The organism is Pseudomonas sp. FP2254 (assembly GCF_030687695.1).
Classification (GTDB): Bacteria; Pseudomonadota; Gammaproteobacteria; order Pseudomonadales; family Pseudomonadaceae; genus Aquipseudomonas; species Aquipseudomonas quebecensis.
Genome location: NZ_CP117444.1, coordinates 2,132,654 through 2,152,735 on the forward strand (window position 1 = coordinate 2,132,654; position 20,082 = coordinate 2,152,735).

The following is a 20,082-nucleotide window of genomic DNA, read 5'->3' on the forward strand; positions in this document are numbered from 1 at the left end:
ATTCGTCGTGGGGACGGGGAGATACGGCAGGGGCGTGACTCAAGCGTCATTTTTTGCGCTGGTCGGTCGCTGCGGTGGAGAAGGGGAGCTACTGCAAACGGTCCGCCAGCAAGGGGAGAAGCTGCTCGCACGAGCCTTCGATCTTTACCTGCAACAACTCATCGCCTCGGGTCTTACCCAGGTTGATGGCGATGACCGGTTTGCCTTGCTCGACCATGGCCTTGCACAAGCGAAACGCCGAATAGGCCATCAGCGAGGAGCCCACCACCAGCAATCCTTCAGCCTGTTCCACCGCCGCCATTGCCTTGGCGGCAGTAGGCGGGGCGACGTTCTCACCGAAAAACACCACGTCCGGTTTCAACCGTTCGCCGTTGCAATGCGGGCAGTGGGGCACCTCAAAGCGCGCTTCGAAGGCCGGGTCGAGCAGCGTGTCGCCATCGGGCGCCTGTACGGCATCGACGCCCGCCAGGTAGGGATTCTGGGTTTCCATCAGATGCTGGATCGCATCGCGCTGGCTGCGCTGCTGGCAGTCCAGGCACAGCACGCGGTGCAGGCTGCCGTGCAGTTCGATCACTTCCTGGCTGCCGGCCTGATCGTGCAGGGCGTCGACATTTTGCGTAATCAACCCGCTGATGCGCCGGCGTTGTTGTAGCGTCGCCAGCGCCCGATGCGCTGCATTCGGTTGTGCGACGCGTACGCGCGGCCAGCCCAGCATGGCGCGCGCCCAGTAACGCCGCCGCGCCTGCGGGGTGGCCAGGAATTCCTGGTACATCATCGGCGCCTTGCCTCGGCGCACGCCTTCGCGGTCGCGGTAGTCCGGGATGCCTGAGGGCGTGCTGATGCCTGCACCGGTCAACACCAGAAAGCGCCGATCGGCCATGGCCCGATACAGGGTGTCGAGGTGGTCCTGCTGATGCGCCAGGGATTCGAGCATGGTTTCTCCTATTCGCCGCGGATGTACTGCTCCAGTTGCCTGATCAGGTCAGCCTGCTCGGCGATGGCCTCCTTGACCAGATCACCGATAGAGAGCAGGCCCAGCAATTTGCCGTCTTCGACCACGGGCAGGTGACGCAGGTGACTGTCGGTCATGATGTTCATGCATTCTTCGACGCGTTTATGGGTATCCACCGTGATCACCGGCGCGCTCATCACCTCGTGCACCTTGGTGGTCAGCGACGACAGGCCCTTAAGCATGATTTTGCGCGCGTAGTCACGCTCGCTGATGATGCCCACCACTTCGTTGTCTCGGACGACCGGTAATGCCCCCACGTTTTTTTCCGACATCCGCATCAGGGCTTCAAACACAGTGTGATCCCATTGGATGGTGTGGACGTCCTGGTTTTTCTGGTCTTTGGCTTTCAGCAGCTGTGCAACGGTTTTCATGGCGGCCACTCCGGTGTTGTTGTTATCAGGAATTCAGTGCAACCCCTACAGAATCCTAGACGGCCTGCGTGCTAGCAAGGACCAATGCGGCGTTAAACCTGTCGAAAAACGTCACTGGCCCGCTTTTTTTGGTGTTTATCCGCTATTTACCGGTTTTTTTGCCCGTTTTGGGCTGGTCGATGTCTTGCGAGCGGCTGCCTTGCGTTTGTTTTTCCACGGCGTCGCTCCTCGGCCTGCCGGGCTGGCCGGGCCGGTGATGGTCATGCGCAGGCCATTGCAACGCGCCACCTGCTTGCTCATCCAGGCCGCCTGTTTGGCGACGAATTCCTCCAGACTCATTTCACCGCTTTGCACCATGTCCAACGCTTGTTCCCAGATGGCGGTGGTGCCGGGGTCGGCGATGGCGCGGGGCACCGCGTCGATCAGGCTGAATGCCGCTGGCGTGGCGGCCAGCGCCTTGCCGTTCTTGACCAGGTAACCGCGGTCGAGCAGCCCCTGGATAATACCGGCGCGAGTGGCTTCGGTGCCGATGCCGGTGGTGTCCTTGAGCTTTTGCTTGAGCAGCGGGTCCTCCACCAGTTTGGCCACGTTTTTCATCGCCTTGATCAGGTCGCCTTCGGTAAAGGGTTTGGGTGGCTGGGTCCACAGGTCCTTGAGCGTGACCTTGGCTACTGCGTAATCCTGGCCCTGCACCAGCGCCGGTAGGGCCTGGGGCGCTGGCGCTTCGCGGCCCTTGGTGGGTGCGAGTGCTTCGGGCAGGGCGCGTTTCCAGCCTGGCTCGATCACCACTTTGCCCACCGCGCGCAGGGCAAAACCGGCGCAGTCGAAATCCGCCTGAGTGCGATCGTATTCGTGGTTGGGCAGGAACTGCGCCAGATAGCGTGCGCGAATCAAGGTGTACACCGCGCGGTGCTTGCCGCTGAGCTGGCCCACATCCTTGCCGGCCCCGGTGGGAATGATGCCGTGGTGGGCGCTGACTTTGGCATCGTTCCATGCCCGCGAGCGTCGCTGGGGATCGATATGCGGCATCAGGTCGCCGACCACCGGATCGGCACGTCCCAGCGCGGCGAGAATCTTCGGTGCCTCGCCGTGCTGGCTCAGCGGCAAGTAGCCGCAATCGCTGCGCGGGTAGGTGATGACCTTGTGGGTTTCGTAGAGGGATTGGGCAATGTCCAGAGTTTCCTGTGCGCCGAGGCCGAGTTTCTTCGAGCAGATTTCCTGCAGAGTGCCCAGGTCGAAAGGCAAGGGCGCCACCTCGCGCATGCGTTCGGTGCGCAGCTTTACCAGGCGCGCGCTGGTGGCGTTGCCCATGGCATCGGCGGCGGCCTGCGCCAGTTGCGAGTTGAGACAGCGGCCCTGGTCGTCGCAGGCATCCTCGGCGGCGCGCCATTGGGCCGTGAAGGTCATGTGTGCGTGGCGCAGGTCCACATCGATGGCCCAGTAAGCCACCGGCACGAAATCGGCGATGCTGCGGTCGCGGTCCACCACCAGGCGCAAGGTGGGCGTTTGCACCCGGCCTACCGGCAACACGCCTTGGTAACCGGACTGACGCCCCAGCAGCGTGAACAGACGACTCATGTTCATGCCGATCAGCCAGTCGGCGCGGGAGCGGCCCAGGGCCGAGTGGTACAGGCTGAAGGTGTCGGCGCCGGGCTTGAGGGCGGCCAGCGCCTTGCGAATCGAAGCGTCGTCCAGCGCCGACAACCACAACCGCTGGATCGGCCCCCGATAGCGGCAATGCTCCACCAGCTCGCGGGCGATCATCTCGCCCTCACGGTCGGCGTCGGTGGCGATCACCAGTTCCTGGGCTTCCCCCAGCAAGCGCTTGACCGCCTTGAACTGGCTGGCGGTCTTGGGTTTGACCAGCATCTTCCATTTGTCCGGCACGATCGGCAGGTCGGCCAGCACCCAGCGTTTGTACTTGGCGTCGTAGGCATCGGGCGGGGCGGTTTCCAGCAGGTGCCCAATGCACCAGGTGACCGTGACCCCATTGCCCAGCCAACACCCATCGCCACGACGACTGGCACCGAGCACCGCCGCAATGTCCTTGGCCTGGGAGGGTTTTTCACAAAGGTACAGCCGCATGGTCATCACATCAGATCGGGTAGATGCTTTGCAGGATGCTCAGTCGGATGGATTTGAGCAACCATTATCTGTATGGATGTACAGCTGGAAGTTTCAAGCGGCAAGCTGCAAGCGGCAAGAAAGAGCCGATTGGCTTTTACTTGCAGCTTGAAGCTTGCCGCTTGCCGCTTATTCAGTTGCTATCGATATCCACGTACCGCGTTTCCTTAAGGCAGAACAACCCGACAATCAGGCTCACCCCCGTCACCACCACCGGGTACCACAGGCCGTAGAAGATATCGCCGGTGTATACCACCAGCGCAAACGATACGGTCGGCAGGAACCCGCCGAACCACCCGTTACCGATGTGGTAGGGCAGGGACATCGAGGTGTAGCGGATGCGTGTCGGGAAAAGCTCCACCATCAACGCCGCCAGCGGGCCGTAGCACATGGCCGCGATCAGGATCAGCAGCACGATCAGCGCCACCACCATGACTTTGTTGACCTGCGCCACATCCGCCGAAGACGGGTAACCGGCCAGGGTCACGGCGCCACGCAGGGCCGCTTCGTCAAAACCGTCGATGCGCACATCGCCCACGCTCACCTGTACCGGGCTGCCGGCCGGCGCGGCGGCGCTGGTGTAAGGCAGGCCTTGTTTGACCAGAAAGGTCTTGACCTTGTCGCATGGGCTGTCAAACCGCGCCTTGCCCACCGGGTCGAATTGGAAGGTACAGGTGGCCGGGTCGGCCAGCACGATGATCGGCGCCTGGCGGCTGGCCTGGTCCATCGCCGGGTTGGTGTAGTGCGCCAGGCCCTTGAAGATCGGGAAATACAGCGCAGTGGCAAGCAGCAGGCCGAGCATCAGCACCGGTTTGCGCCCGATTTTGTCCGACAGCCAGCCGAACAGGATGAAGAACGGCGCGCCAATTACCACGCTGATAATCAGCAGCATGTTGGCCAGGGCCGGGTCCATCCGCAGGAACTGGGTGAGGAAGAACAGCACGTAGAACTGCGCCGCGTAGAAGGTCACGGCCTGCCCGCCGTTGATGCTGAACAGCGCGATCAGCACCACTTTGAGGTTTTCCCATTTACCGAACGACTCGCGGATCGGCGCCTTGCTGGCCTTGCCTTCCTCTTTCATTTTCAGAAAGGCCGGCGACTCATGCAGGCTCATGCGGATCCAGGTGGAGATGCCCAGCAGCACGATGGAAAACAGGAACGGAATCCGCCAGCCCCAGACTTCGAACTGGTCGCCGGTGAAATAGCGGCATGCCAGTACCACCAACAGTGAAAGCAGCAGGCCGATGGTGGCGGTGGACTGGATCCAGCTGGTGTGGAACCCGCGCTTGCCGAACGGTGCGTGCTCGGCGACATACGTGGCGGCACCGCCGTATTCACCGCCCAGCGCCAGGCCCTGCAGCATGCGCAGCACGATCAGGATGATCGGCGCGGCAATGCCGATGCTGGCGTAGTTGGGCAACAGCCCGACGCAGAAGGTCGCCACGCCCATCAGGATGATGGTCACCAGGAACGTGTATTTGCGCCCGATCATGTCGCCCAGGCGGCCGAACACCAGTGCGCCGAACGGCCTCACCACAAAGCCGGCCGCGAAGGCCATCAAGGCAAAGATAAACGCCGTGGTGTCGTTGACCCCGGCAAAGAACTGTTTGCTGATCACCGCCGCGAGGGCGCCGTAGAGGAAAAAGTCATACCACTCGAACACCGTCCCCAGGGACGAGGCGAAGATGACTTTTTTGGAATCGTTGCCGGTGCTCGCGTTTATTGCCGAGCCCAGGGGTTGAGCGTGGTCTGACATCGGGTAGCCCTCACAGTGATTATTTATTGTTGTTCCACTGTCGGCGCCGGGTGTGGCGCCGCTATTCAGATTGCGTGAACCGGTTCTTTCTCCGGTGCGAAGCTCCTTGTGTTCGGCGAAAGGATCAGCTGCGCGGCTTTTTCCGCGATCATCAGCGTGGGTGAGCAGGTATTGCCGGAAGTGATGCGCGGCATGATCGAGGCATCGGCGACACGCAGGCCGGGGATGCCATGCACGCGCAATTGGGCGTCGACCACCGCGTCTTTATCGCTGCCCATGCGGCAAGTGCCCACCGGGTGGAAAATCGTCGTGCCGATGCGCGCGGCGGCTTCGTGCAGTTGCTCTTGGGTTTGCAGCGACTCGCCCGGCAAGTATTCCACCGGTTTGAACTGGCTCAAGGCCGGCGCCGCGACGATGCGCCGCGTCAGGCGGATGGCATCGGCGGCCACGCGCAGGTCTTCGGGGTGGCTGAGGTAGTTGGGCTGGATCAGTGGCGCGTCCGCCGGGTTGGCCGAGCGGATATCGACCCGGCCACGGCTGTGCGGGCGCAGATCGCACACCGAGGCGGTGAACGCGGGAAAGCCGTGCAACGGTTCGCCGAAGCGCTCCAGGGACAACGGCTGCACATGATATTCGAGGTTGGCCGAGGCCTGCTCCGGCCCCGAGCGCGCAAACGCGCCGAGCTGACTGGGCGCCATCGACAACGGGCCGCTGCGGTCGTACAGGTAACGCAGGCCCATGCCCATCTTGCCCCACACGGTGCCGGCGATCTGGTTGAGGGTGCGCGCGTTTTCCAGTTTGTAGATCAGCCGCAGCTGCAAGTGATCCTGCAGGTTGCCGCCCACGCCGGGCAATTCGTGCAGCACATTGATGCCCAAGGGTTTGAGCACTTTGGACGGCCCGATTCCCGAACGTTGCAGGATGCCCGGCGAGCCCACCGAACCGGCGCACAGGATGATCTCCCGGCGGGCTTTCCAACTCACGGGCTGGCCGAGCCGGCGCCCGACCACTTGAGAGGCACGCCCGTTTTCCAGCAGCACACGGTCGACTTCCACTTCGGTGATCACGGTGAGATTGGGGCGTTGGCGGACGGGTTTGAGGAACGCCTTGGCCGCATTCCAGCGCACCCCGGCCTTCTGATTGACCTGGAAGTAGCCGCAGCCTTCGTTATCGCCCTGGTTGAAATCGCTGACATTAGCGATGCCGCTTTGCGCTGCCGCTTCGCGAAAAGCATCCAGGATCGGCCACGACAGTCGTTGCTGTTCGACGCGCCATTCGCCGCCATTACTGTGAAATTCCGAGCCACCGGCAAAGTGGTTTTCGCTGTGCTTGAACAGCGGCAGTACGTCCTTCCACGCCCAGCCGGCGTTGCCTTCGGCGGCCCAGCCATCGTAGTCACGGGCCTGGCCGCGCATGTAGATCATGCCGTTGATGGAGGAGCAACCGCCCAGCACTTTGCCTCGGGGATAGCTCAACGCGCGCCCCTGCAGGCCCGGCTGGGCTTCGGTTTTGAAGCACCAGTCGGTGCGCGGGTTTCCGATGCAGAACAGATAGCCGACGGGGATGTGGATCCAGGGATAGTTGTCGCGGCCGCCGGCTTCCAACAGCAGTACGCGGTGGGCGGGGTTGGCGGACAGTCGATTGGCCAGCAGGCAACCGGCGGGGCCGGCGCCTACTACGACGTAATCATATTCAGCAGCTGCAGTGGGCATCTGAAGTCTCGCTTGTTTTTCTTATTGCCCCCATCCTAGTTGTTAGTTTTCGTCTTAAAAATGTTAGTTTTTACCCAGCTGCTGTGCGTTTATAAACAGCGCTGCGACGGCCCACGCACAGGAGGCGACATGTTCGACTGGAATGACTTGCGGTTTTTTCTCGAATTGCAACGCAGCGGTCGTCTGCTCACCGCCGCCCAGCGCCTGAAGACCACCCACGCCACGGTGGCGCGGCATATCGAGGCCATCGAGAAGAGCCTGGGCACCGCACTGTTCGTGCAGCACGCCCACGGTTACGAGTTGACCCCTTCCGGCGAAGCCCTGCTCAAGCACGCCGAAGCCATGGAAAACGTCGCGCTGCTGGCCGAAGACGAACTCACCCACACCGCCGCGCCCCTGGGCAAGATCCGCCTCGGTGTGGCTGAAGGCCTGGGTGTGATGTTCCTCGCCGGACGCATGGGCGGCCTGTTCGAACGTTATCCGGGGCTGGAAGTGGAACTGGTGGCTGTGCCGCGCTTCGTCAGCATCCTCAACCGCGAAGCGGAGATCAGCATCCACCTCGAACGCCCCAGCGTCGACCAACTCGTTACCCGCAAACTCACCGACTACCGCCTGGCCCTCTACGCCAGTCGCGCTTATCTGGACCGCCACCCGCCCATCGAAAAACGCGAAGACCTCGCCACCCATGCCTGGATCGATTACGTCGATGACCTGCTGTTCAGCCAGGAACTCAAACTGCTCAGCAGCTTTTGCCGCAACCCCAAAGTGGTGTTCCACAGCACCAGTGTCATTGCCCAACACCACGCCGCGCGCTCGGGGCTGGGGATTGCAGTGTTGCCGTGCTTTATGGCGGCGTCCGACCCGCAATTGGTGCCGTTGCTGCCGGGGGAGCGGATTCAGCGCAGCTACTGGATCAGCTCGCGTCGCGAGTTGCACAAGTCGGTGCGGCTGCGGGTGTTGTGGGATTACGTGGTGGAGCTGTGCGCGCGGGAGCAAAAGCTGTTGCTCGGTGAGTCCAATTGAGCGCCGGACTGCGAAGCGGCCCTGAAACTGGACGCTGACCCAACACAAAATCTCAGCGCCTGTATTGGGGCCGCTTCGCGGCCCAGCGCGGGCGGTGCGACGATTCGACAAGCCCCCTCACCACAACCACTGTGTGCGCCGTTCCCCCTGTGGTGAGCCGAGGTTAAAGAAACCAGCGGTATTCCCGCGCGTTGATTTCTTGTTGAAAGGCCAGATGATCCTGGCGCTTGTTCTCGCAATACACGTCGACAAATTCGGCGCCCAGCTTATCGCGCACGCTGGCGTGCTGCTGCATGGTGCGTACGGCGTCGAGCATGTCCAATGGGAAGTCGGCGCCGCTGTTGCGGTCTTCGTTCAGCGGGGCGATGGGCTCGCGCTGGGCGTCGAGGCCATGTTCCAGGCCGGCGAGGATCGCCGCCAGCACCAAATACGGGTTCGCATCGGCGCTGGCCAGACGGTGTTCGATCCGCAGGTTGCGCGGGTCGGAGTCGGGGATGCGAACGCACGCATCGCGGTCCTCGAAACCCCAGCAGGCGCGGGTGGCGGCGTTGACGGTGCCGCCCAGGCGGCGGAAGGCATTGTGGTTGGGCGAGAAGATCGGCATGCAATGGGGCAGCAATTCCAGGCACCCGGCCACGGCGTGGCGCAGCGGTTGCTGCTGATGCGCCGCCAGCAGGTTGTTGCCCGCGCCGTCATACAGGCTGACGTGCACGTGCATGCCGCTGCCAGGGTATTGCAAGTACGGCTTGGCCATGAAGCTGGCGCGGTAACCGTGCTTGAGGGCCACGCCGCGCGTGCTGCGGCAGAACAGCGCGGCCCAGTCGGCGGCGCGCAAGCCGTCGTCGAGGTGGCCGAAATTGATTTCGAACTGGCCGGGGCCGAGTTCGGCGGTAATCACCGTGATGTCGATGCCCTGGTCCTTGGCCGTCTGCGCCATGTCGTCCAGGACGCCTGAGAAGCGCGACAGTCGATCAATGTGCAGGGTGGGCTGGTCGTCGGCGTCGTCGCTCAGCGGGTCACGGGCAAATTGCGGCAGGCCATGATCGAGGGTTTTGTCGAACAGATAAAACTCCAGTTCGAACGCCACCACCGGATGGATGCCCTTGTGGTGCAGGCGCTGCAGCACCTTGGCCAGCACTTCGCGGGGTTCGAATTCGATAGGGGCTTCGGTGCCGTCGGAGGTGATCAGCATCTGGCCCAGGGGCTGCGATTCCCAGCTCACCGGCTTGAGCGTGCCCGGCACCAGACGCCGATTCGCGTCCGGGTCGCCATCGTGGAAGCAGTAGTCGCCAATCTTGAACAGGCCGCCTTGAGCGCCGAGCAGCACGGCATTCTGCGGCAGCTTCAACGGGCTGCCGGCGGCGACCTTTTCGAGCATCTCGATCGGGTAGCGTTTGCCATAGAAATGCCCGGGAATGTCCAGGGCGATCAAGTCGACATAACGCACGTCCGGATGGTGCTGGCGAAAGGTCCGTACTTCGGCCAGCAGCGTGGCGGATTGGCTTTTCACGGGTAATGCTCCTAGTTGTAAACCCACAGCACGCGGGCGGGCAGGTCGGTGAGGTTGGCGTAGCGGCAATGGGCGAAACTGGCCAGGTGAAAGCTGTCGCCGGGGCCGAGCGTGACCGCGTCGTTTTCACCGTCTACCCACAGCGTCAATTCGCCTTCCAGCACAAAACCGGCCTGTTCGGCGCGGTCGCTCATGGTCTGTTCACCGCTGTTGGCGCCCGGCGCCAGCAGACTGTCGAGGATGGAAAAAGCGCCGCTCATGCTCGGCGACACCAGGATGTCGGTGATGCCATTGGCGTAATACACCGTGCGCCGCTCGCTGGGGCGGGTTACCCACTCAATCGCCTTGGGCTTGGGCTGGCTGTAAAAGTAGGTGGTGGGCACGTCGAGGGCGTGGCTGATGGCGGTCAGGTCGGCCACGGTCGGGCGCGACAAACCGCGTTCGACCTGAGAGAGAAAGCCTACCGAGCGCTCGATTTTCTGCGCCAGCTGGGCGAGGGTGAGCTTCTTGTGCTTGCGCAAGTCATGGATCAGCGCGGCAAGGGTGGCGAGTTCTTCTTGTGGGGTCATGAAATTTATTTCGTAAAATTTCATGAAAAATTACAGGATTAATTTCACGATAGCAATCGACACATCGGTGGGCGATCCCGGTGGCGAGGCCCGTGATGAAGTGCCCGTCAATCAGGTAAATAGGCAGAGAGAGCCACCTGTTCTAACCTCGACATGGCGAAACGTTAAGTTCTTGGCTAATTTTCCTAGACATCACTCACGCAGTCGGGTCAGCGGTACCGCCCAGTCACAACGATCAGGCATATTGCTATGGACCCATTTTCGGCTGCCCCACCGTCGGTTATTCCGCCTTTTAAGGTGCGTGCGCTTCGTTGCCCATCTCCCATGCGCATAGATAACGCATTGGGGCGGGTGGTGAATGAACGACTGATGGAATGGATTGAACACATCGGCATTTTCCCTGGCAAGTGGGACAACATCCGCGCCTCGGATTTCGGTCGCTATGCCATGTTGTGTCATGTGGACACCGACGATCCCGACCGCCTGTTGTTGCAAGGCCAGTGCCTGGCGGCGCTGTTTGCCGTCGACGACCATTACTGCGATGACCGCTCACTGGGTTGCGACCCCGGTCAGGTCGCCCCGCGTTTATCGTTCGCGATTGCCGCCATGGACCCCGCTTACCTGCCCACGCCCTTCGACGCCCAACTGGAGATCCAGCTCAACGGCGATCCGGTACTGGTGGGGCTGCGCGCCTATATGCAGCGCGTCGGCCAGTTTTGCACGCCGTCCCAAGTCGCCAGGGTGCGTCAAATCAGTATCGCGATGTTTGTGGCAATGGCCGCCGAGGGGGCGTGGCGTGTTTATGACTCCCGGCCGACCGTCGCTGAGTACCTTGCCAGTCGTCATATCAACAGCTTCTGGCCGTGCCTGGTATTGATTGACGCCATCGGTGGCTATGAAGTCCCGGCTAATCTGTATTCGCAGCCGCAGGTCCACCGAGTCACTGCGCTGGCGGCGCTAGCGACCACATTAGTCAACGATTTGTACTCGGCCTATAAGGAGCATTTGAACGAGGTGGGTACGTTCAAACTGCCGTATCTGCTTGCGGCACAACACCAGTGCTCGCTTCAAGAGGCGATAGACAGGATTGCTGATATCCATGACGGCGTGATGCTGGAATACGAAGCGGCGGAGCGTGTACTGCTCAAAGAGGCAAGTCCGTTATTGAAGCGTTATCTCAACGGGCTCAAAGCCTGGATCGCGGGGAACCTGGAGTGGCACAAGCACAGTGCGCGATATCAAGCGGATTTCATGCGGTGAATGATTGCGCGCGCCAGGGGTCTGAACCTGGGTACGCATCATTCATTGAAGGAGCACCCATGAAATCCAAAATTCTAACCGCCTGCCTGCTGGTCGCCGCCAGCCTGTCCACCGCCAGCTTTGTCGCGCAGGCCGGTGATACTCCGCAGGAAACCGTGCAACCTTCCAACATTAACGCCCGTGATTTGAAAGAGGGCGATCGCGCGCCGGATATGCTGATGCGCAAGGAGTCCGCGGTCACCGACTGGAAAAAACGCGGCCTCAAACAACCAGAGGAAGAAAGCCAATGGACGCGTGTGGGCGACAAGTTTGTGCTGCTCAAAACCACTAACGGTACGATCCTCGAGATTACCCCCGTCAAGAAGTAACCCGCTGGTAACGTCAAGTGCCTCGGATAAAGGTAACCGGCCGCAAGGGCCGTGTTACCTGCCGCAGGAGAGCGGGTTTTATTACGTGGTCGATAAAGGAAGGTCGTCCAGCGTGAGCTTGCCCACATTGTTGCTTTGCAACTCGTAGCGCAGCTCTTCCACCATTTTTTTCACTTGCTCTTGGGTCTGCAGCCGGTTGGTGCTGATCCCGGTCACTACCAGGTCCACTCGGCCGGTTTCGGCGTCATAGACCTTGAGGGTCAATGAGGCATCCCGACACAGAGTAAATTCGCAGGTCAGTGGCGACAGGCCTTCTTCGATGCAATTTCGCAGTTGAGCGAGGGTAAACATTCGGGTTCCTTCAGGCATCCAATTCGACGCCTGAAAGGTTATTGATTGCACCGCTGCGCTATAAGGCGAATTCGCACTAGCTGCACTAGTGCATTTGCATGATCAGCGCCTTTTTTTAAGGCGTAATTCCCCGGCAAACAGCCCGCGCTCACGGGCCCAGACGATTGCCGCGCTGCGGCTGTGCACACCCAGCTTGGAATACACCGTCGCGACATGGTTGCGCACCGTATTGGGCGCCAGTTTCAGACGCAGAGCGATCTCCTTGTCGGCCAGGCCTTCGCAGATCAGGCCCAGCACGTCGCGCTCGCGGGCGGTGAGGTCGGTAAACGCCACGTTCGGCAGGTCGGGGCTGTTGACGCCCTTGGCATTGGCCAGTTTCTCGATCAACGTCTGGCTGAACCAGGACGCGTCCTGCATCACTTCCTCAATGGCCGCCACCAGTTCCAGTTCGGAGCGTTTGCGCTCGGTGATGTTCATCATCACCAGCAGATAGCACGGCATATCCTGAATGACTACGGTGTCGGCCCACACCACGCAGTCGATGACCTCATTGCCTTTCTTGCGCACCTTGAGGTCCTGGCCGTCGAGATTGCCGGCTTTTTCCAGGGTGGCGAAGAGCTGGGCGCCCGCTTGCGGGCTGTCGATGAAGTGGATGTCTTCGATGGATTTGCCGATCAATTCTTCACTGGTGTGCCCGGTGATAGTCATGAAGGCTTCGTTGATATCCACCACTTGCCGGTTGGCGGCGTTGCACACCAGCGTCGGCACCGGCGTCAGGCGGAACGATTTGGCGAAGCGCTCTTCACTCTGGCGCAAAGCGATTTCCGCCTTGCGTCGCGGTTCCAGGTCGGTGAAGGAGAACAGCATGCAATCTTCTTCATTCATATCCAGCGGCTGGCCAGCGACGATCACCAACTTGCTGCCGCCTTCGGGCAGTTTCAGCTCGGCCTGCATCTGTGGAATAGTCGCACCTTCGCCCAGGCGCTGAATGGCCAGGTCCCTGCGCTCGGCGTGTTCGAGCACGTCGAGCTCGTACACCGAGCGGCCGATGACCTGGTCGCGGTTATAGCCGGTCATTTCCAGGAAGCCCTGGTTCACCTTGATGTAACGCAGGTCGCTCAGGCGGCAGATCACTGCGGGCGCCGGGTTGGCATTGAAGGTTTTTTCGAAACGCTGCTCGGCGCTGGCCCATTCAGTGGCGTCGCTGAGGATCAGCACCAGCAATTCAGGCTCACCACGGGCATCGCTGATCACCAGGCTGCGTAGGCGGTGAACCCAGGTTTTCTCTTCGCCGGCGGTGGGGGTGACCTCCACCACCACATCGCTGAATTCATCACCAGCCGCCGCGCGGGCGAGGGGGTAGTTTTCCAACTGCACGGGATGATTATTGCGATAACGCAAGGCAAAGCGTTCAGCATATTCCCGGGTATTGGCGCCCAATGCCGCGACATCATCCACCCCGTGCATGGTCAGCGCGGCTTCATTGGCCCAAAGGATTGTCTGGTCGACTTCGGCCAGGATGATGCCGTCGGAGAGTCCGGAGATGATCTGCTGCAGCTGGCGGCGGTTGGTTTCTTTGGCAAGGACATCCTGGGGCATGGTTTCTCCTGAGTATGGGCGCATGCAAATTACGACACCCTGGCCTCATGATAGTGCAGAGCCATTTCCCAGTGCGGGAGGCGAATGCACGGGCCGATTGGTTCGGCCCGTGCCCGCGAAACGTTAACTCGCCAGCCAGCCCACGATCGGCACGATCATCAGCGTGCTCAACGCCATTGAGATCACGTTGCCGATATAGGGGTGAAAATGCCCGGGTAGCCTCGACGCAATCGCAAAGGCCAGCGGTGGTGCGATCAGCGCGCCAAGCAGTGCACTGGCTCCCATTACCGTCCAGCTTCCGCCATGGGTCAACACAGCCGCCGGGACCACTGACACCAGCGGAACGTAGGTGGGATACCAGCCGTGCCGTATCCATTGCCGGCGCCATATCACCACCCCAGCTGCCGATGTCATTGCCTGTGCGCCGATCATGTACAAGAGCAGGCCCGAGCCATACGCCGGACTTATCGGGTTGAGCGCATAGGCGAGCAACACACCCGCCAACAGACCGAGACTGGCCAGTTCATTGCCGAAAAATGGCGCTTCGGAAAAGTCGGCCAGCACTCGACGCACGCTCCAGACCACACCATAGCGAGCAGGCGCAACAGGGGCCGGCCTCTCTGGGGCGATGCAGTTCGAACGCACCAGCGAGGGCACCCGATGGCACAGTATGAATGCAAGGACGCTCCCGATTGCCATGCCCAGCACGTTGCCGATTACAGCGGGCAAGCCCATCGGTACGCACACCAGGTTCACGATCAGCAGGCACATGGGCGTAACCAGCAGCGCGCTCAGCACTGCGCCGTTGAGGGTGACCTTCCAGCCACCGCCAAACATCAGCACCATCGCTGCCGGCAATGAAACAAACGCCGCGAAGGTCGGCTGCCAAGTGTCTGCCGTGACACTCCAGCCCCACAGCAGGTTACTGAGCAATAGGCCGATCAATGAGCTGGTCACCAGCCAGGGCCATAAGCCAGTGCCATAAGAGATGGAAAAGCCCTGCCAGGCTTTGCCCTGTCGGCTTGCCCACCAGGCGTGAACGCGCGGACGTCTTCTTGGTCAGTAAAGGCTCCATGAATGGCCCTCCGCTCAGCGAGGCAGGGCAGGATGATGGGCATAGCCCAGCATCTGATCGTATAGATCATTGCGTCGGTCGCGTTGCAGGTCATTGAGGCTGTTCCAGATCGGCGCGCTGCGGGCGCTGGTGACGTCGATGTCGGCAAATAGAATTTCCTGGCGATTGGCCGACGCCACTTCACCGATCGGCCAGCCATTGGTTCCGGCAATCAACGAGCAGCCGAGGTAGCGTGCATCCCGCTCTTGGCCAATGCGGCTGGCGGCGGCGATAAACACGTTGTTCACATGCGCGGCGGTCATGGTCAGGTACGAGGCCATGCACTTGCCGGCTTCATCGAACAGCGGCGGCGGCGTCCACACCCAGTTGTTCAGGCTGCAGATAATATCGGCGCCTTGTTGGCTGAGGATACGTGGCACTTCCGGGAACCAGATGTCCCAGCAGATCAACAGGCCGATGCGGCCTATGGGCGTTTCAAACACCGGAAACCCGGTGTCGCCGGGTGTGAACCAGAGCTTTTCCAGGTTCCATAGATGGGCTTTGCGGTACTTGCCTATGAACCCATCGGGTCCCAGCAACACTGCTGTGTTGAACAGCTGACTGCCGTCTATCTCGTTCAGACCGGCTGCCAGGTACACCTGGTGCCTGCAGGCAAAGTCCGTCCATTCGCGAACGCTTGGTCCGTTCGGCACAGGCTCTGCGTGATCGAATGCGTCCTGCCGGCTGCTGAAGAAATATCCGCAATTGGACAATTCCGGCAGCACGATCAGATTGGCGCCACCGTTTGCCGCTTCGGCTGCGAGCGCGAGGCTTTGACGCAGGTTGTCTTCTCGATTGGCTATTCCAACCTGTGGGTCGAACTGAATGACGGCGACGCGGGCGGGGCTTATTGGAGAGTTCATGAGGTAAACCTCTTATTGTTATGCAACCGGAAGTGGTTGAATGTTCAGTAAGAGGCGGGCCGATAATTAAATGGAAGTCAGGTGATTCCTGTCACGTTGTAGCCCATTTCTTTTCTCTGTTTTCTTAGATCTCTGGTAGTAATTTTCAACGAGTTGCGGCGCTGCGCGTCGCAGTTTTGCTGCCAGCCCCAGGAGGCATGGAACATGCTCCCGGGCCACTGGGGCTGGCGTTGTTTCAGCGCTGTTGTACATACTCCAGCGATCGATCCACCATCACGCTCGCCATGTCTATCAAGTGCATGACCGAAAGCACCAGCGTCCTCGATGTGCCATCCAGTTGCTCGCCCGCCGTCTGTGCCGCCACGGCTGCGCAACGCAGTACGCTCCTGGCGTGGGCCAGGGCATCTTCGAAACTGAGGTCCGGGGTTGTGGTGAAAAATGGCGGTTCTGAGGCCGGTGGGGCGGGGACAAGTTTGTCCATGGGTTCAACTCCTAATCTAAGTTGGAAAGCCACCACCATCGCTACCAAACGATTTTAAGGCGGTGACCGTACGCAGATTGGTAGACCGGTGATTAGGACCCGGCGCACCCGAAGGTGCCCTGCGCACGGCCACCATAACGCAGGGCCGAAAAAAGCGCCTTGCAGAAGGGGGCGCTTTGCGCCTAATCATTCGTGGTCTACCAAACCCGAGTCACTGAATTGGCAGTGACCGGCGAAGACTAGCCACGTGATTAGAGCGGCGCAAGCGGCTGGGATTCTCTCGGAAACGTCCTGCAAATTAAAGGGAAATGTCACGACTGCGACACTTCCTACACTTGCCAATCGCCCTCAATTCTGGGAAAACCCCAGCCTTTGTCCCAGCAACGAGCCCTCCATGAACTCCAACGAACTCCAGATCACTGACATCCGCCCAGGCTCCGGCAAGGCCGCGGTCAAAGGCGCGCTGATCACCACTCAATACACCGGCACGCTGGCGGACGGCACCGTGTTCGATTCCTCCTGGGAACGCGGCAAGCCCTTCCAGTGCGTGATCGGCACCGGGCGTGTGATCAAGGGTTGGGATCAGGGCCTGATGGGGATGCAGGTGGGTGGGGTGCGTAAATTGTTCGTGCCGGCGCACCTTGCGTATGGCGAGCGTTCGATGGGTGCGCATATCAAGCCCAACAGTGATTTGTACTTTGAGATCGAGTTGCTGGAAGTTCTGACGCGGGATGATTGACGCCTACTCACCTAAGGGAGGTTGGGAAAGCGAGACCGACCGGATATCTCTGGATTGCGATTGTCCGCTGCCCAGGGGACGCTTCCTGAACCCATCCTGAAGAACTTTCTTATTCATCATGCGGAAACTTTCCTACGGTTTACTCGGCAGAAATCGGGGCGTAAGCTTCGCGCGTTTTCATCAATTGCGGAGACCCTCAGTGGGTACTTGTTCGAGTGACAGTAGTCGGCCGGTTCCGGTAACCGGCACATACTTGGCAAGGTAACGCGCATTCTTTCGATGCCGTTGTCTCGCCATTAACGCGAGAAGCGGCATCCCGGCCGCAGCCCATTCCGGCTGTGCCTCGATCCTCTCTCTTCGACGCTGACCAGCACCCGACTCACCTCGGGCTGCCACGGACGCGCCTGCCTCTTACGGCGGGCGGGCCATGTTTGGCTGTGCCTGTTCCAGGGCGCGGTGCGGACGGGCCGTACCTGCACGACGGTTTCCTCGCGCAGGAGTAACAATCATGAACCTCGCTCTGCTTAAAGAGTTCTTCGCCGGCTTCCTGCGGACCCGGCACATAGCCCGGCACTTCCGTCGCCTGGCCATGCTCGAAACCGTGACCGACGCCAGCGTCAGCCGCGAAGTGCCACCGACTTTGGCGCAAACCCTGGTGGGGGCGGCCAACAGCAGCGCCGTGCCGTTGCTCGGCACGCTGGGCAGCCACACCGACGGCCTGACCACCGCCGAAGCCGACGCCCTGCGTGTGCAATACGGCCTCAACGAGGTCGAGCATGAGCAACCGCTGCCATGGTGGGTGCACCTGTGGCATTGCTATAAGAACCCGTTCAACCTGCTGCTGACCCTGTTGGCGGTGATCTCCTGGCTGACCGAGGACATGAAAGCCGCCACGGTGATCTTCTCCATGGTGGTGCTCTCGACCCTGCTGCGCTTCTGGCAGGAAGCCAAGTCCAACAAGGCCGCCGATGCGTTGAAAGCCATGGTCAGCAACACCGCCACGGTGCTGCGCCGGGATGACGGCAAGCGCATCGAACTGCCGATCAAGCAGCTGGTGCCGGGCGATGTGATCGTACTGTCGGCCGGTGACATGATCCCCGCCGATTGCCGCGTGCTCAGCGCCAAGGACCTGTTTGTCAGCCAGGCGGCGATGACCGGCGAATCGATGCCGGTGGAGAAATTCGCCCACCAGCAGGACGCCGCGACCCGTAACCCGCTGGACCTGGAAAACATTCTGTTCATGGGCACCAACGTGGTGTCCGGCGCGGCCACGGCGGTGATCCTCACCACCGGCAACAGCACCTATTTCGGCGCGCTGGCCCAACGGGTCACCGCCACCGATCGCGCCACCACTTCGTTCCAGCATGGGGTGAACAAGGTTAGTTGGTTGCTGATCCGCTTCATGTTCGTGATGGCGCCGCTGGTGCTGTTCATTAACGGCTTCACCAAAGGCGACTGGACCGAAGCGCTGCTGTTCGCATTGTCGATTGCCGTGGGCCTGACCCCGGAAATGCTGCCGATGATCGTCACTTCCACCCTGGCCAAGGGCGCAGTGTTTCTGTCGCGCAAAAAAGTCATCGTCAAGCGCCTGGACGCAATCCAGAACTTCGGCGCGATGGATGTACTGTGCACCGACAAGACCGGCACCCTGACCCAGGACAAGATTTTCCTGGCACGCCATGTCGACGTGTGGGGCGAAGAGTCCGACGACGTCTTGGAAATGGCCTACCTCAACAGCTACTACCAGACCGGCCTGAAAAACCTGCTGGACGTGGCGGTGCTCGAACACGTGGAAGTGCACCGTGAGCTGAAGGTGGGCACGGCGTTCCAGAAAGTCGATGAGATTCCCTTCGACTTCAACCGTCGGCGCATGTCGGTGGTGGTGGCCGAGCAAGGCTTGCCGCACCTGCTGATCTGCAAGGGCGCCGTGGAAGAGATCCTGTCGGTGTGCAACAGCGTGCGTCATGGCGAGACCAATGAAGCGCTGACCGATGAACTGCTGGCGCGCATCCGCCAGGTCACCGCCGCGTTCAATGAGGAAGGCCTGCGCGTGGTGGCCGTGGCCGCGCAACCGATGGCGGCGGGGCGCGATACCTACAGCCTGGCCGATGAAAACAACCTGACGCTGATCGGTTACGTGGCCTTTCTCGATCCGCCCAAGGAGAGCACCGCGCCGGCGCTCAAGGCGCTCAAGGCCCACGGTGTCGCGGTCAAAGTGCTGACCGGCGATAACGAACTGGTCACCGCCAAGATCTGCCGCGAAGTGGGCCTGGAGCAACAGGGCCTGCTGATGGGTAACGACATCGAAGCGATGACGGACGCCGAATTGGCCGCGGCGGTGGAGACCACCAATGTGTTCGCCAAGCTCACCCCGGCTCACAAGGAACGCATCGTGCGCCTGCTCAAGGCCAACGGGCATGTGGTGGGCTTTATGGGCGACGGCATCAACGATGCGCCGGCGCTGCGCACTGCGGATATCGGCATTTCGGTGGACAGCGCGGTGGACATCGCCAAGGAAGCGGCCGACATCATCCTGCTGGAAAAGAGCCTGATGATCCTGGAGGAGGGCGTGCTGGAAGGCCGGCGCACCTTCGCCAACATGCTCAAGTACATCAAGATGACCGCCAGCTCCAACTTCGGCAACGTGTTCTCGGTGCTGGTGGCCAGCGCGTTTATTCCGTTCCTGCCGATGCTGCCGATGCACCTGCTGGTGCAGAACCTGCTGTATGACATTTCGCAGATCGCCATTCCGTTCGACAACGTCGACGCGGACATGCTGGCCAAGCCGCAACGTTGGCAGCCAGGGGATGTGGGACGTTTCATGCTGTTTTTCGGGCCGATCAGTTCGATCTTCGACATCACCACGTTTGCACTCATGTGGTATGTGTTCGATGCCAACACACCGGACCATCAGACGCTGTTCCAGTCCGGCTGGTTCGTGGTGGGCCTGCTGACCCAGACACTGATCGTGCATATGATCCGCACCCCGAAGATCCCGTTCCTGCAAAGCCGCGCGGCGATGCCGTTGATGGTGATGACGGGCGTGATCATGGCGGTGGGCATCTTCCTGCCGATGGGGCCGCTGGCGCATTACTTCAAATTGCAGGCGCTGCCGTCGCTGTACTTTGTGTTCCTGCCGGTGATTCTGCTGGCGTACATGGGGCTGACCCAGGCGGTGAAGGGCTACTACATCCGTAAGTTCGGCTGGCAGTGAAACGGGACGATTTACC

At 61.0% G+C, this 20,082-nt stretch carries 16 protein-coding genes and 1 pseudogene; 5 read left to right on the plus strand and 12 right to left on the minus strand.

Features of this window, described 5'->3' with window-relative positions; genetic code table 11:
* Positions 1-88 precede the first annotated feature (88 nt).
* The 5 genes from PSH94_RS09920 to PSH94_RS09940 form a co-directional block, all read right to left on the minus strand.
* The gene (locus tag PSH94_RS09920; protein WP_181080739.1) at positions 89-934 is read right to left on the minus strand and encodes an NAD-dependent protein deacetylase; all 846 of its coding nucleotides are present in this window, start codon (positions 932-934) and stop codon (positions 89-91) included.
* Between the two features lie 8 nt (positions 935-942).
* The gene (locus PSH94_RS09925) at positions 943-1,383 is read right to left on the minus strand and encodes a CBS domain-containing protein (protein ID WP_181080740.1); all 441 of its coding nucleotides are present in this window, start codon (positions 1,381-1,383) and stop codon (positions 943-945) included.
* Between the two features lie 135 nt (positions 1,384-1,518).
* A complete protein-coding gene (locus PSH94_RS09930) occupies positions 1,519-3,468 on the minus strand; it encodes a DNA topoisomerase III (RefSeq protein WP_305437303.1) in 1,950 nt (649 codons plus the stop codon).
* Positions 3,469-3,640: 172 nt separating this feature from the next.
* Entirely contained in the window at positions 3,641-5,263 is a 1,623-nt protein-coding gene (locus PSH94_RS09935) for an MFS transporter (protein ID WP_305437305.1), read from the minus strand.
* Between the two features lie 65 nt (positions 5,264-5,328).
* On the minus strand, positions 5,329-6,975 hold the full coding sequence (locus tag PSH94_RS09940; RefSeq protein WP_181080744.1) for a GMC family oxidoreductase: 1,647 nt from the start codon (positions 6,973-6,975) through the stop codon (positions 5,329-5,331).
* 129 nt (positions 6,976-7,104) lie between these two features.
* Here PSH94_RS09940 and PSH94_RS09945 point away from each other — a divergent pair, with 129 nt between their 5' ends.
* The gene (locus PSH94_RS09945; RefSeq protein ID WP_181080745.1) at positions 7,105-7,998 is read left to right on the plus strand and encodes a LysR family transcriptional regulator; all 894 of its coding nucleotides are present in this window, start codon (positions 7,105-7,107) and stop codon (positions 7,996-7,998) included.
* A 163-nt stretch (positions 7,999-8,161) separates the two neighbouring features.
* Here PSH94_RS09945 and PSH94_RS09950 read toward each other — a convergent pair whose 3' ends face one another.
* Both PSH94_RS09950 and PSH94_RS09955 read right to left on the minus strand, forming a co-directional pair.
* Positions 8,162-9,508: a glutamine synthetase family protein gene (locus tag PSH94_RS09950; RefSeq protein WP_181080746.1), complete on the minus strand. Its 1,347-nt coding sequence runs from the start codon at positions 9,506-9,508 to the stop codon at positions 8,162-8,164.
* Between the two features lie 11 nt (positions 9,509-9,519).
* Positions 9,520-10,077, minus strand: a complete 558-nt coding sequence (locus PSH94_RS09955) for a helix-turn-helix domain-containing protein (RefSeq protein ID WP_285428919.1) — start codon at positions 10,075-10,077, stop codon at positions 9,520-9,522.
* 369 nt (positions 10,078-10,446) lie between these two features.
* Here PSH94_RS09955 and PSH94_RS09960 point away from each other — a divergent pair, with 369 nt between their 5' ends.
* Complete coding sequence (locus PSH94_RS09960) at positions 10,447-11,337, plus strand: hypothetical protein (RefSeq protein ID WP_266248809.1); 891 nt, start codon at positions 10,447-10,449, stop codon at positions 11,335-11,337.
* A 59-nt stretch (positions 11,338-11,396) separates the two neighbouring features.
* Complete coding sequence (locus tag PSH94_RS09965) at positions 11,397-11,705, plus strand: RcnB family protein (protein ID WP_181080749.1); 309 nt, start codon at positions 11,397-11,399, stop codon at positions 11,703-11,705.
* Positions 11,706-11,786: 81 nt separating this feature from the next.
* Here PSH94_RS09965 and PSH94_RS09970 read toward each other — a convergent pair whose 3' ends face one another.
* From PSH94_RS09970 to PSH94_RS09990, 5 genes and pseudogenes are all read right to left on the minus strand, one after another.
* Complete coding sequence (locus tag PSH94_RS09970) at positions 11,787-12,056, minus strand: DUF1652 domain-containing protein (protein ID WP_181080750.1); 270 nt, start codon at positions 12,054-12,056, stop codon at positions 11,787-11,789.
* A 102-nt stretch (positions 12,057-12,158) separates the two neighbouring features.
* Positions 12,159-13,655 (minus strand): helix-turn-helix transcriptional regulator, encoded by a 1,497-nt coding sequence (locus PSH94_RS09975; protein ID WP_305437306.1) that lies wholly within the window; start codon positions 13,653-13,655, stop codon positions 12,159-12,161.
* 123 nt (positions 13,656-13,778) lie between these two features.
* A pseudogene (locus tag PSH94_RS09980) lies at positions 13,779-14,690 on the minus strand (hypothetical protein); the annotation flags it as partial.
* Between the two features lie 54 nt (positions 14,691-14,744).
* Positions 14,745-15,632: a nitrilase family protein gene (locus PSH94_RS09985; RefSeq protein WP_181080753.1), complete on the minus strand. Its 888-nt coding sequence runs from the start codon at positions 15,630-15,632 to the stop codon at positions 14,745-14,747.
* A 235-nt stretch (positions 15,633-15,867) separates the two neighbouring features.
* Positions 15,868-16,113, minus strand: a complete 246-nt coding sequence (locus PSH94_RS09990; RefSeq protein ID WP_305437307.1) for a DUF3077 domain-containing protein — start codon at positions 16,111-16,113, stop codon at positions 15,868-15,870.
* Between the two features lie 394 nt (positions 16,114-16,507).
* Here PSH94_RS09990 and PSH94_RS09995 point away from each other — a divergent pair, with 394 nt between their 5' ends.
* Positions 16,508-16,852: an FKBP-type peptidyl-prolyl cis-trans isomerase gene (locus PSH94_RS09995; protein WP_266248815.1), complete on the plus strand. Its 345-nt coding sequence runs from the start codon at positions 16,508-16,510 to the stop codon at positions 16,850-16,852.
* 508 nt (positions 16,853-17,360) lie between these two features.
* Positions 17,361-20,066, plus strand: a complete 2,706-nt coding sequence (gene mgtA, locus PSH94_RS10000; protein WP_285428922.1) for a magnesium-translocating P-type ATPase — start codon at positions 17,361-17,363, stop codon at positions 20,064-20,066.
* Positions 20,067-20,082: the final 16 nt, after the last annotated feature.

What these genes read in the sequence shown, in the direction of transcription:
- PSH94_RS09920 (WP_181080739.1), bottom strand. Translation starts at nt 934, where the DNA reads ATGCTCGAATCCCTGGCGCATCAGCAGGACCACCTCGACACCCTGTAT.
- PSH94_RS09925 (WP_181080740.1), bottom strand. Translation starts at nt 1,383, where the DNA reads ATGAAAACCGTTGCACAGCTGCTGAAAGCCAAAGACCAGAAAAACCAG.
- PSH94_RS09930 (WP_305437303.1), bottom strand. Translation starts at nt 3,468, where the DNA reads ATGCGGCTGTACCTTTGTGAAAAACCCTCCCAGGCCAAGGACATTGCG.
- PSH94_RS09935 (WP_305437305.1), bottom strand. Translation starts at nt 5,263, where the DNA reads ATGTCAGACCACGCTCAACCCCTGGGCTCGGCAATAAACGCGAGCACC.
- PSH94_RS09940 (WP_181080744.1), bottom strand. Translation starts at nt 6,975, where the DNA reads ATGCCCACTGCAGCTGCTGAATATGATTACGTCGTAGTAGGCGCCGGC.
- PSH94_RS09945 (WP_181080745.1), top strand. Translation starts at nt 7,105, where the DNA reads ATGTTCGACTGGAATGACTTGCGGTTTTTTCTCGAATTGCAACGCAGC.
- PSH94_RS09955 (WP_285428919.1), bottom strand. Translation starts at nt 10,077, where the DNA reads ATGACCCCACAAGAAGAACTCGCCACCCTTGCCGCGCTGATCCATGAC.
- PSH94_RS09960 (WP_266248809.1), top strand. Translation starts at nt 10,447, where the DNA reads ATGGAATGGATTGAACACATCGGCATTTTCCCTGGCAAGTGGGACAAC.
- PSH94_RS09965 (WP_181080749.1), top strand. Translation starts at nt 11,397, where the DNA reads ATGAAATCCAAAATTCTAACCGCCTGCCTGCTGGTCGCCGCCAGCCTG.
- PSH94_RS09970 (WP_181080750.1), bottom strand. Translation starts at nt 12,056, where the DNA reads ATGTTTACCCTCGCTCAACTGCGAAATTGCATCGAAGAAGGCCTGTCG.
- PSH94_RS09975 (WP_305437306.1), bottom strand. Translation starts at nt 13,655, where the DNA reads ATGCCCCAGGATGTCCTTGCCAAAGAAACCAACCGCCGCCAGCTGCAG.
- PSH94_RS09985 (WP_181080753.1), bottom strand. Translation starts at nt 15,632, where the DNA reads ATGAACTCTCCAATAAGCCCCGCCCGCGTCGCCGTCATTCAGTTCGAC.
- PSH94_RS09990 (WP_305437307.1), bottom strand. Translation starts at nt 16,113, where the DNA reads ATGGACAAACTTGTCCCCGCCCCACCGGCCTCAGAACCGCCATTTTTC.
- PSH94_RS09995 (WP_266248815.1), top strand. Translation starts at nt 16,508, where the DNA reads ATGAACTCCAACGAACTCCAGATCACTGACATCCGCCCAGGCTCCGGC.
- mgtA (WP_285428922.1), top strand. Translation starts at nt 17,361, where the DNA reads ATGAACCTCGCTCTGCTTAAAGAGTTCTTCGCCGGCTTCCTGCGGACC.